This window comes from Undibacterium sp. Di27W, from assembly GCF_049340345.1.
In the GTDB taxonomy this organism is placed as follows: domain Bacteria; phylum Pseudomonadota; class Gammaproteobacteria; order Burkholderiales; family Burkholderiaceae_D; genus Undibacterium.
Genome location: NZ_JBMPOS010000004.1, coordinates 135,583 through 147,702, shown reverse-complemented (window position 1 = coordinate 147,702; position 12,120 = coordinate 135,583). Strand labels below are relative to the sequence as shown.

Sequence of the window (12,120 nt, the reverse complement as noted above, 5' to 3'; positions counted from 1 at the left end):
CGGTGATTGCCTGTTTTTATTTATATGGGCTGCTTTATTGGCAGATATCCTGACAATTGCCAGCAATTTGTATAGGCAATGCTAAAATAGGGAGCTTTGCCGATTGAAAAAACGGCTTTTGGTGTTATATACCAAGAATTGCAACAATTTGTATCCAGTTTCATACCAGGGACTGGTGATCCATTATTAAAATGACAGGAGTCTGAACGTGTTTATTTCCAATGCTTATGCACAAGCAGCCGCTGGCGGCGATCTCCAGAGCAATCTGTTGAATATGTGGCCTTTGCTCCTGATGGTTGTAGTGATGTATTTCCTGATGATACGTCCACAGATGAAGCGTCAAAAAGATCAAAGAGCAATGATGGATGCTCTGGCCAAGAATGATGAAGTCGTTACAGCTGGTGGTATTCTCGGTAAAGTAAGCAAGGTCACAGATGCGTATGTAACGATAGAAGTTGCCAATGGCACCGAAGTCATCGTACAAAAAATGTCGATTACCATGATGCTGCCCAAGGGCACGATTAAAGCGATTTAATCAGTACACAACAGCAACGCAGTCCACAATGATCTGGGCTGCGTTGTGCTTTTTTAGCTTCCAATTATTTTTCCCATTATGAATCGCTATCCACTCTGGAAGTACATACTGATTCTGATCGCCCTGGTGTTCGGTACTATTTATACCGTGCCCAATTTCTTTGGCGAATCACCTGCAGTGCAAGTCAGTAGCGGTAAAGCCACTGTTAAAGTCGAAGCTGACATGACCAGCCGCGTAGAAAAAGCGCTGCAAGAAGCTGGCTTGAAAAGTAAGGACATTTTCTACGAAAATAACGGTACGCAAGGCACAGTCCGCGCCCGTTTTGAAGATGTTGATACACAGTTCAAAGCCAAGTCGGCTCTGGAAAAAGCCTTGAATGCAGATCCAGCGGATCCTACTTACACGCTGGCCTTCAATCTCTTGTCGAATACACCGAAATGGTTGCAGAATTTGCATGCCTTGCCTATGTATCTGGGTCTGGATTTGCGCGGTGGTGTGCACTTCCTTATGCAAGTCGATACCAAGGCTGTCATGACCAAACGCATGCAAGGCCTGTTGTCCAGTGTGCGTAGCAATTTGCGTGAAAAAGAAGTGCGCCATGCAGGTCTGAGCCGTGATGGCGATCTGATCAAGGTGAAATTCCGTGAAGCAGAAGAGCGCACCAAGGCCAAGAATGTTTTGCTGTCACAGATGACGGATGTGGATTTGCTCGATACTGCGGGTAGTGATGGTGCTGATTTCGGTTTGCAAGTCACACTGAAACCAAAAGCCCTGAAAGAAGTCATTTCTGAAGGCATCAAACAAAATATTACCGCCTTGTCCAAACGCGTCAATGAACTGGGCGTTGCTGAACCCATCATCCAGCAACAAGGTGCTGACCGTATTGTTGTGCAATTGCCGGGTGTACAAGACGTTGCGCGCGCCAAGAGTATTATCAATCGCCTGGCTACGCTGGAAGTTCGTTTGCTGGATGAAAGCGTCATCGGTACGGTGGATGCGAATACCCCTGTTCCTTATGGCGCAGAAAAATTCATTTCGAATCGCGGCGAGTATCTGATAGTTAATAAAGAACCCGTCATTACCGGTGATGACATCACCAATGCCACTTCCAGTTTTGATCAACGTCAGCAACCTGCTGTCAGTGTTGACCTGAATGGTGATGGCGGTAAAAAAATGGGTAATGCGACCAGTACCCGCATAGGCAAGCGCATGGCGATAGTCTTGTTTGAAAAAGGCAAGGGCGAAGTTTTGATTGCTCCTACCATCAATGACGAATTGCGCAATCGCTTCATCATCACTGGCATGGGTACTTCTTCTGCTGCCGGTGATCTGGCTTTGCTGTTGCGCGCCGGTTCCCTGGCCGCACCGATGGAAATCATAGAAGAACGCACCATAGGCCCACAACTGGGTGTAGAGAACATCAAACAAGGTCGTAACTCCACCATTTATGGTTTTGCTGCGATTGCCGTGTTCATGATGGCTTACTACCTGATGTTTGGCTTCTTCAGCGTGCTAGCTCTGTCATTCAACGTCTTGTTGCTGGTGGCCGTCTTGTCACTGATGCAGGCGACCCTGACCTTGCCTGGTATTGCTGCGATTGCGCTTGCCCTGGGTATGGCGATTGATGCCAACGTGCTTATCAATGAACGCATACGCGAAGAATTGCGTGCTGGTAAAACGCCACAAAAAGCCATAGAAGAGGGCTTTGACCATGCCTGGGCAACGATTCTGGATTCCAACGTGACCACCCTCATCGTTGGTCTGGCTTTGCTGGTCTTTGGTTCTGGCGCAATACGTGGTTTTGCTGTGGTTCACTGCCTGGGTATTGTGACTTCGATTTTCTCATCTGTGTTTGTGTCGCGCGGTGTGGTCAATTTCTGGTATGGAAGACAGAAAAAATTGTCATCCATCTCTATCGGCCAAATCTGGAAACCAACAGAAAACGCCTTGAAGTAAGCGTCCAGCCAAACAAGAAAACAGGAATTCATTATGGAATTATTCCGCATTAAAAAAGACATACCTTTCATGCGCCATGCGCTGATATTCAATGTCATTTCTGCTCTGACCTTTGTTGCAGCTGTGTTTTTCCTGCTGCACAAAGGCCTGCATCTCTCGGTTGAGTTTACTGGCGGTACGGTCATGGAAGTGACGTACAACAAGGCTGCCAATGTCGATGCGATACGCCACAAAGTAGAAGAGCTGGGTTTCAAGGATTCACCAGTACAACCTTTTGGCAAAGCACAGGATGTGGTCATACGTTTGCCAGAAACCAAAAAGGACGCCAAGGTCACCGTTGCTGACACCGTCTTTGAGGCGCTGTGCAAAGCTGAAGGTGGTAATTTGATCAAAGCCCCGGCCAGCGTTGAGGCCGGTGCTGCAGCAGAAAAACAGGTGTGCCAGGATGCCGCAAAAACCGAATTGGTCAAACTGCAAAGAGTAGAGCTGGTTGGTGCACAAGTTGGTGATGAGCTGACACATGATGGTTTGATGGCCTTGCTGTTCGTGATACTGGGCGTGATGCTGTATCTGGCCATACGCTTTGAATGGAAGTTTGCGGTAGCTGCGATTGTCGCCAACTTGCATGACGTTATCATCATCCTCGGTTTCTTTGCTTTCTTTGAATGGGAATTCAATCTGTCAGTACTGGCAGCGGTATTGGCAGTGCTGGGTTACTCGGTGAATGAGTCTGTGGTTATTTTTGACCGTATCCGTGAAAATTTCCGTAAGCAGCGCAAGATGTCTGTGACTGAGGTCATCGACAATGCAATTACCAGTACCATCTCACGCACTATCATCACCCACGGCTGTACACAGTTGATGGTCTTGTCGATGTTGCTGATCGGTGGCCCGACTTTGCATTATTTTGCAGTTGCTCTGACGATAGGTATTTGCTTTGGTATTTACTCGTCCGTCTTCGTGGCTGCAGCGATCGCCATGTGGCTGGGTGTCAAGCGTGAAGACTTGATCAAGCCCGTCAAGGAAAAAGATGATACGGATGGCGCAGTTGTTTAATCCTCGCATAAACATGGGTTTGTTTAAAAACCATTATTGTGTCTCTTCCATGTAACGGAAGGTATCTAAAATGAAAGCCAGCCTGTGTGCTGGCTTTTTCTTTGTTAGCATTTCGTTTCTGAACTTTTTGATGTTGTATTGAGTCTCAGGGGCGGTTGCAAAACGAAGCGAATGTCGCGATCAAGTTATTATTAGTTGCCACTAATCGTTGCAACTATTGTCTATTAATAAAATGATCAAGCCAGTGAAATTAGCTGGCTGCGTAATGCAAAAGTCTAAGCCTGTTAGACGCACCTCTGCACTGGATAACAAGATAACAATAATATGAGCAAATTTAAAACCCTGATCATCGTTGCAGCACTGGCGGCCATATCTGGCGCGACTTATATTTACTTCAAATCATCTGATAAAAGCACAGGTGAGGGCGCGTCTGCAAAAACAGGAAATGCCGCTGGCGCAGCACAAAATCGCCCGGTCAGTGTTTCTACCATCATTGCGCAAAAGCGTGATTACGATGTCAAGATTACTGCAAATGGTGTGGTGTCCCCATTGAATACGGTGGATATCCGCCCACAAGTCACCAGCACCATAGCCAAGGTGCATATCAAGGAAGGGCAGTTTGTCAAAACTGGCGAAGTGTTGTTCACACTGGATAGTCGTGCAGATGAAGTCAATTTGGCCAAGGCACAAGCGCAGCTCGATAAGGACCTGGCAACACTGGCAGATAATCAGCGGCAACTGGTGCGTAGCAAGGACTTGTTCGCCAAAAAATTTGTTGCTCAAAGTGCGGTGGATACCAGCCAGACCCTGGTGGATACCCAGCAAGCCGTGATTGCCTCAGACAAGGCAGCTGTGAATGCAGCCCGGGTCGCCCTGAGCTATAACCGTATTGTTGCGCCATCGGCTGGCCGTACCGGCATCATCAGTGTCTTCCCGGGTTCACTGGTGCAACCCAATGCGACTGCCGTACCCATGGTCAGTATCACCCAGATGGACCCGGTGACGATCACTTTCCCGCTGCCGCAGCGTAACTTGCCAGACGCGCTGGAAAGCCTGAGACGCAGCGACAGCTATGTCATGGCCAACTTGCCAGACACCACCATCAAGTTCAAGGGCAAGCTGCAGTTTGTTGATAATGCGGTCGATGCAGCGTCCGGCACGATCAAGGTCAAGGCCGTGTTTGACAATAAAGAATTGAAACTCTGGCCAGGTGCCTATGCCAATCTGGAACTCAGCGTACAAACCCTGAAAGATGTGGTCGTGGTGCCGCAGGACGCAGTGATTGTTGGCCCGCGCGGCAAGTCTGTGTATATCGTTGATGAAGAAGGCAAGGCCGTCATGAAGCCTGTGGTCGTCACCAATAGTTTTGGTACAGACGCCGTAGTCACAGGTATCGCCGCAGGTGCCAAAGTTGTGCTGGACGGTAAACAAAACCTGCGCCCTGGTGCCACCGTCAAGGAGCGTAATGGCGATGGTAAAGAGGGTAAAGAAGGCAAGGGAGGCAAAGAAGATCCGGCTGCTAAGGGTACAGATAAAGCTGGGGCTTCCAGCAGTTCTGCTGCCAGTGCTACTGCCAGTGCTGCATCCAGCTCTTCATCTGCAGCTTCCGCAGCGAGCGCATCATGAATTTGTCAGAATTATTCATACGCCGTCCGGTGATGACGGTATTGCTGAATCTGTCCATTATCGTTGCTGGTGTTCTGGCTTACCGCTATATTCCGATTGCAGCTTTACCCAGCTATAACACGCCGGTCATCAGTGTGGGTGCCAACTTGCCGGGTGCCAGCCCCGAGACCATGGCGACTTCAGTGGCTTTGCCGCTGGAAAAGCAGTTCGCTACCATCCCTGGCTTGTCCATCATCAGTTCCAGCAATACCCTGGGCTCAACGTCCTTGACGCTGGAATTTGATCAAAACCGCAATATCGATGCGGCGGCTGTGGATGTGCAGGCGGCATTGCTGCGCGCCCAGCGGTCCTTGCCGGTGGATATGACTTCGCCACCTTCGTATCGCAAGGTCAACCCGGCTGATGCGCCGGTGCTCTTTATTGCTCTGACTTCACCATCCCTGAGCTTGTCAGAGTTGACCAGTTATGCCGAGCATTTGATTTCACCGAGCCTGTCTACGCTGGAAGGTGTAGCCCAGGTGAATATTTTTGGCATCAAGCGTTATGCAGTACGCATACGCGTGCAGCCAGACGCTTTACAGGCACGCAATCTGACACTGGATGAATTGTCCGCGTCTATCCGCACCTCGAATGCCAATACCCCTGTTGGTACTCTGGAAGGCGACAAGCAAACATTGACCTTGCTGGCAAACAAGCAAATGCAAAGCGCCGCAGAATTTGCTGATCTGGTGGTCAGCAATAAAGGCGGGCAAGTCGTGCGCCTGCGTGATGTTGCCCAGGTTGAAGACAGCTATGAGCAAGTCAAGACAGCCGCCAATTTCAATGGTGAAAGTTCAATTACCCTGGCAATACAAAGGCAGACCGACGCCAATACTGTCAAGGTGGTTGACTCCATCAAGGCAGCCTTGCCAGGCTTTAAGTCACAATTGCCAGCTTCCGTCAAAATGAATCTGGTGAATGACCGCTCGATCTCCATTCGTGATGCCTTGCATGATGTGAACCTGACCCTGTTGCTGACGATTTTTTTGGTGGTGATCGTTATCTTCCTGTTCTTGCGCCGCATGGTGGCAACGATTATTCCTACTTTGTCCTTGCCAGTATCACTGATAGGGGCAATCGGCCTGTTATGGGGGTTTGGCTATACGCTGGATAATGTCTCGCTGCTGGGTTTGACGCTGGCCGTTGGCCTGGTGGTGGATGATGCCATTGTCATGCTGGAAAACATCATGCGCCATGTCGAACATGGTGAGCCACCTTTCAAGGCAGCACTACAGGGCTCGCGTGAAGTGGGCTTCACGATTATTTCGATTTCCACTTCGCTGGTGGCGGTATTTATCCCCATCTTCTTCATGCCTGGCGTGATTGGGCAACTGTTCCATGAGTTTGCGGTGATCGTCAGCCTGGCTATCGTTGCATCTGCCTTTGTCTCGCTGACCCTGGTTCCCATGCTGGCCAGCCGCTTCCTGAAAAGCGAACATGAGTTGAAAGAACCACCCAAAGTGGTGGCCGCCATGTTGCATGTATTTGAGAGCAGTTTTAATGCCTCCCTGCGTTCGTATACGCGCGGACTGGACATGGCATTGCGCCATCGCAAACTGGTGTTGCTGATTGCATTCGCGACTTTTGCCGCTACCGCCTATTTGTTCAATGTCATCCCCAAGGGCTTCTTTCCACAAGAAGACATAGGTCAGATCAATGTCTCTACCGAAGCGGCGGAAGAAACCTCCTTCCCTGCCATGGTGACCTTGCAGGACAAGGTCGCCAAGATCATACGGGACGATCCGAATGTGGCGACGGCAACCTCTTTTAACGGTGGTAGTGGTTCGCAAAATACCGGGCGCATGTTCATCAACCTGAAGCCACGCGACCAGCGCAAACCCATGAAAGATGTCGTGGATAGCTTGCGCAAGAAGCTCAATGAAGTGCCGGGCATTGCAGTTTTCCTGCGCCCTACGCAAAACTTGCAATTGGGCGGCCGTCCCAGCAAGAGCCAATACCAATACATACTGCAAAGTGTGGAAGCCGGTTCTTTGAGTGACTGGGCCATCAAGTTGCAAGAAAAATTGCGCACCGACGCTGGCTTCAAGGATGTGACTACAGACTCACAACTGAAGGGCTTGCAAGCCAGTATAGACATAGACCGTGATCGCGCCAATGCCCTGGGCGTGAACATGGATAGCATACGTTCTGCCCTGTATAGCGCCTTTGGTGAACGTCAGATATCGACCATGTATACCAATGTGGATAGCTACCAGGTCATCATGGAAGTGACGGCCGATGCTAAAAAAGATGAAGATGCGATCAAAGGCATTTACCTGCGCAGTAATACCGGTGCCCTGGTTCCTTTATCCAGCGTGGCAACGGTCAAACGTACGGTAGGGCCGACGGCCATCAATCACGTAGGCCAATTGCAGGCGGTGACGGTTTCCTTCAATCTGGCACCCGGCACAGCCCTGGGTGAGGCGACCAATCGCATAGAAAAATATCGCGATGAAATCAAATTGCCAGCTTCCATCATCACCTCTTATGGTGGCGATGCAGCGGTGTTCAAGGATTCGCAATCTGGCCAGGTGGTCTTGATCGTTGCGGCCTTGCTGGTCATTTATGTCTTGCTGGGGGTATTGTATGAAAGCTATATCCACCCCATCACCATTCTGGCTGGCTTGCCTTCCGCAGCCGTAGGTGCCTTGCTGACCTTGCAATTGTTTGGCGAAGACCTGACCCTGATTGCCACGATAGGTATCTTGCTCTTGATCGGTATCGTCAAGAAAAACGCCATCATGATGATCGATTTTGCGCTCGACGCGCAGCGGCATCAAAATATGACGCCGCCAGAAGCGATACGCGAAGCCTGTATACAACGCTTCCGTCCCATCATGATGACGACGCTGGCGGCGCTGGTAGGGGCCTTGCCAATTGCCCTCGGTCTGGGTGCTGGCGCAGAATTGCGCCAGCCGCTGGGTCTGGCGGTCGTCGGTGGTTTGATTTTTTCACAGGCGATTACCCTGTTCATCACACCAGTGATTTATCTGGCATTGGACCGTTTCAGTGGCAAGGGACCTATCGTTGGTGACACGCTGTAATCGGTATCAGGAGGTATGCAATCCGCATGCGTATTAGCTTAGCTAACCTAGCTTGCGGATTGTAGAGAATTAATGACTGTCTTCTTGTAAATGCTGCTTGAGCTTGAGCAAGCTGCCTTCCAGGTTCAGGTAATCCTCTTCGGTATAAGTCTGGAAACGCTGCTTGCCAGACTGTACGACCTTGGGAAATATTTCATCAAAAGTGGCTTCGCCGACGGGTGTCAGTTTAACGAATAATTGACGTCTGTCATCATTACCCCGCTCCCGTTGTATCAAAGCTTTTTGTTCCAGCCTGTCCAGCACGCCAGTCAGCGTGCCCTTGGTGATCAGGGTCTTTTCACCGAGTTCCTTGCAGGTCATGCCTGGTGTGTTGCCCAGAGTGGCAATGATGTCGAATTGCGAATGCGTAAAGCCCAGCTTGCGCACATTCCTGGCCGAAGCCTGTTCAAATAATTGCATGCATTCCGACAGTAATCGTATGCTGCGCAGGTAGCGTTCACCCATGAGATCAATTGTGAGGATTATGGTGTGATGTGCAGAGCGCATCACACCAGGGACGGCAATGAATACCGCTATGCAGCTAATTAATCAGCTTTGATCGCTTCAACCTGGATAGCCAGTTTTACTTCTGGTGCAAAACGTGGTGTGCCGTAGTTCAGGCCAAAATCAGTACGTTTGAATTCTGCTGTGGCATCTGCACCGCAAGCTTCTTTCTTGAACATAGGATGTTGTATGCATTTGAATTTATTGATCGTCAAAGTGACAGGCTTGGTCACGCCCAGCAAAGTCAGTTCACCGATGACGGCAACTGGCGTATCGCCATCAAACTTGATGGCAGTACCCTTGTAAGTTGCAGTAGGGAATTGCGCCACATTGAACATGTCTTTGGACTTCGCATGTTCATTCATTTTTTCATGACCAAAATCCAGGGAATTGGCATCGATAACGATATCGACAGTGCCAGTTTTCGCAGCGCGGTCCAGCACGATTTTGCCCGAAGTTTTATTGAATTTGCCACGCCATACTGAGATACCCATGTGGTCAGCTTCAAAGCTAGGGTAGGTGTGGTTGGATTCGATATTATAGGTTTGAGCAAATGCAGGTGCAGTGCTGATCAACAGGGCGGCGGCGATAAGTTTGGCGATTTTCATGTATTACTCCAGGAGGTAGAAAAAATAGTTTAATTAAAAAAACTGGTGTTACTCAGTATTACGGGTTGGTGACTACGTGAAACTTGATCTGTACTTCGTCGGCGACCATGCCGGTATCTTTCCATTCGCCTTCACCAATATTAAAGGTGAGACGCTTGATTGGCAGGCTGCCGTCAAAAACCTGGCTATTGCCTTCTTTCTTAACTGTTAAAGGAAAGCTGACATCCACAGTCTTGCCCTTGATGCTGAGCTTGCCACTGACATCAAGTTTGCCAGCTGCGCCTGCTTTCATGGATGTGGAAACAAAACTGGCCTTTGGGAAGGCGGCGGCATTAAACCATTCCTTCTTCAAGACTTCCTTATTGTATTCAGCATCACCCAGATCAAAGCTGGCAACGTCAATATCTACCGTTGCCTTGGATGCTTCTGGCTTGGCGCTGTCATAGTCTATGCTGGCCGTAAACTTTTTGAACTTGGCGTCAACAGGCACATTCATTTGCTTGAAGACGATATTGACGGCGCTTTTGGCATTATCAATTTTGACGAGGGCAGCAATCGCCGGAGCATAAATCGCCACTGCCATTGCAGAAGCGAGGGCGATTTTTTTCATGGAAAAATCAGACATAATTTACCTTTTAAAAAGTTTAACGACCTGGGCGCATGCGATTCAGGAGCCCGTCTTTATCGTAGAAGTGATGCTTGAGTGCTGCAGCGACATGCAGCAAGACCAGAACAAACATGACTTTGTTTAAGATTTCATGTAATTCTTTCAATGTTTCCTTGATTTCCGGGTTAGGACCCATTAATACTGGTAATTCGAATAATCCCAGATAGACTACCGGATAGCCCGCTGCCAGAGTGTAAAAATAACCAGACAAGGGTACAGCAAACATCAATACATAAAGGAGGATGTGCGTGCCATTGGCAGCCAGTTGCTGGGCCTTGCCCATATTGGCGGGATAAGGCGGGGCTTTGCTCAGCAAACGGCTGATCAGGCGGATAGCGACAAAGCCAAGTATCGTGACACCCAGCCACTTGTGGTAAGAATAATATTGCAATTTGGTCGGGCTGAACTTCATGTCTACCATGATGTTGCCGAAGATAAAGGCAATGACGATGAGGACAGCAATCAGCCAGTGCAAGGCTATGCTGAAATTGGAATACCTTTGCGTGACTGGCATGGGGGCTCCTCTGATGAAAGAGATAATTAGTTCGAAGTAGAACTAATATAGCAAAAAAAAAGAAAGTCTGCTGAGCACCGCCAAATTTTTGTGCAAATAAAGTGTAAGCAGCTGCTACAGCGGGCATTTTGAAATGTGTAGGCGGATATACTTTTTTCGGGTATTGTCGCGCATATTCGGCTAAACGCAGGTTTTAGCGCGGGTGTCTGAGCGATTCATCTCATTGGTCCATCTTGCCACTCATCATAATCATAATGAAACCAGAAATTCCAGAAAAATCCCTAGGAAAAAAATTAAGCGCCCCGGCCAAGGCTGTACTTGGCAATGTTGCCGGTGCCGTCAATGAAACCACCGATCTGCTCGACCAAAGCGGGCCCTTGAAGCCAGGCACGGGCCTGGCCAGTGGTGTACTGGCCCTGACCCTGGCCTTTCTGTGTCTGCTGGGTGTGGTTGCCTTCCATTTCCCCCAATACCTGACCACGCCTGAGCTGCGCAAGAATTATTCGCCAGACTTGATACGCCATGTCTTGTTTGCTGCCCTGGTGCTGTCTGGGGTAATCAGCCTGCTCAATGTATTGTTCAATCGCCGTCGTGGCTTGAATGCCGTGGCGGCGGCCCTGGTGATTGCGGCCGTGGCGTTTGGTGGCTCACATGTGCCTGTGGCAGATTTTCCTGACCATACGCCTTATATAGGGCTGGACTGGTTCATCCTCGATTTGCTGGGGTCGACGATTATTTTCGTGGTCATAGAAAAAATCTTCCCACTGTATAAGGGGCAATTGATTTTCCGTCGCGAGTGGCAAACTGACATGGTGCATTTCGCCGTCAATCACTTCATCGTTGGCCTGGCCTTGTTGACTGTCAACTTTGCCATTCACCGCCTGTTTGGCTGGATGGCGCATGACAGTGTGCGTGATTTTGTGCAATCCATCGCGTTTATTCCACAACTGTTGTTGTGCATACTGGCAGCGGATATGGTGCAATACTGGACACATCGCGCTTATCATGAAATCCCGTTTTTATGGCGCTTCCATGCTGTTCATCATTCTGCCAAAACCATGGACTGGCTGGCAGGTTCACGCCAGCATATCCTGGAATTGATCTGCACACGCGTCGGCGTTCTGGGTGCCTTGTATGTATTGGGCTTTGATAAGACCGTGATGGACGTCTACATCATCGTGGTTGGTTTCCAGGCCGTGTTCAATCATGCTAATGTGCATTTGCCCTGGGGCCCGATCAAGTACCTCATCGTCACACCAGACTTCCACCACTGGCACCACTCATCAGATGATGTGGCCATCGACAGAAACTATGCTGCCCACTATGCCTTCCTCGATCATTTGTTTGGCACCGCGATCAAGGGGCAAAAGGGTTTCCCTGAGAAATATGGCGTGCAGGGCGACTATATGCCGGACGGCTTCGTGAAACAACTGATGTTCCCGTTCCGGTCGCAGAAATAACGAGTAACAATAAAAACAAAACAGGCAGATCATTTGATCTGCCTGTTTTGTTTGGTGCGGCTAACAATCAGT

Annotated in this window: 10 protein-coding genes; 6 read left to right on the top strand and 4 right to left on the bottom strand. The window is 49.4% G+C overall.

Translation table 11 applies throughout. From position 1 onward, the window contains the following. The first annotated feature begins 208 nt into the window (after positions 1 to 208). From yajC to ACO0LF_RS10255, 5 genes are all read left to right on the top strand, one after another. Complete coding sequence (gene yajC, locus ACO0LF_RS10275) at positions 209 to 535, top strand: preprotein translocase subunit YajC (protein ID WP_423014013.1); 327 nt, start codon at positions 209 to 211, stop codon at positions 533 to 535. A 78-nt stretch (positions 536 to 613) separates the two neighbouring features. Beyond that, the gene (gene secD, locus ACO0LF_RS10270; RefSeq protein WP_423014012.1) at positions 614 to 2,491 is read left to right on the top strand and encodes a protein translocase subunit SecD; all 1,878 of its coding nucleotides are present in this window, start codon (positions 614 to 616) and stop codon (positions 2,489 to 2,491) included. A 33-nt stretch (positions 2,492 to 2,524) separates the two neighbouring features. Continuing rightward, positions 2,525 to 3,547 (top strand): protein translocase subunit SecF, encoded by a 1,023-nt coding sequence (secF, locus tag ACO0LF_RS10265; RefSeq protein WP_423014011.1) that lies wholly within the window; start codon positions 2,525 to 2,527, stop codon positions 3,545 to 3,547. Positions 3,548 to 3,871: 324 nt separating this feature from the next. Continuing rightward, entirely contained in the window at positions 3,872 to 5,173 is a 1,302-nt protein-coding gene (locus ACO0LF_RS10260; RefSeq protein ID WP_423014010.1) for an efflux RND transporter periplasmic adaptor subunit, read from the top strand. Further along, entirely contained in the window at positions 5,170 to 8,256 is a 3,087-nt protein-coding gene (locus ACO0LF_RS10255; protein WP_423014009.1) for an efflux RND transporter permease subunit, read from the top strand. Before ACO0LF_RS10260 ends, ACO0LF_RS10255 begins: the two co-directional genes overlap by 4 nt. Positions 8,257 to 8,325: 69 nt before the next feature. Here the strand turns inward: ACO0LF_RS10255 and ACO0LF_RS10250 are convergent, their stop codons facing one another. From ACO0LF_RS10250 to ACO0LF_RS10235, 4 genes are all read right to left on the bottom strand, one after another. Next, complete coding sequence (locus ACO0LF_RS10250) at positions 8,326 to 8,760, bottom strand: MarR family winged helix-turn-helix transcriptional regulator (protein ID WP_423014008.1); 435 nt, start codon at positions 8,758 to 8,760, stop codon at positions 8,326 to 8,328. An 80-nt stretch (positions 8,761 to 8,840) separates the two neighbouring features. After that, positions 8,841 to 9,407: a YceI family protein gene (locus ACO0LF_RS10245; protein WP_423014007.1), complete on the bottom strand. Its 567-nt coding sequence runs from the start codon at positions 9,405 to 9,407 to the stop codon at positions 8,841 to 8,843. Between the two features lie 58 nt (positions 9,408 to 9,465). Continuing rightward, positions 9,466 to 10,017, bottom strand: a complete 552-nt coding sequence (locus ACO0LF_RS10240) for a YceI family protein (protein ID WP_423014006.1) — start codon at positions 10,015 to 10,017, stop codon at positions 9,466 to 9,468. Between the two features lie 34 nt (positions 10,018 to 10,051). After that, positions 10,052 to 10,588: a cytochrome b gene (locus tag ACO0LF_RS10235; RefSeq protein ID WP_423014005.1), complete on the bottom strand. Its 537-nt coding sequence runs from the start codon at positions 10,586 to 10,588 to the stop codon at positions 10,052 to 10,054. A gap of 254 nt (positions 10,589 to 10,842) precedes the next feature. Here ACO0LF_RS10235 and ACO0LF_RS10230 point away from each other — a divergent pair, with 254 nt between their 5' ends. Continuing rightward, positions 10,843 to 12,048, top strand: coding sequence for a sterol desaturase family protein (locus ACO0LF_RS10230; protein ID WP_423014004.1), 1,206 nt, complete (start codon positions 10,843 to 10,845; stop codon positions 12,046 to 12,048). Positions 12,049 to 12,120 lie beyond the last annotated feature (72 nt).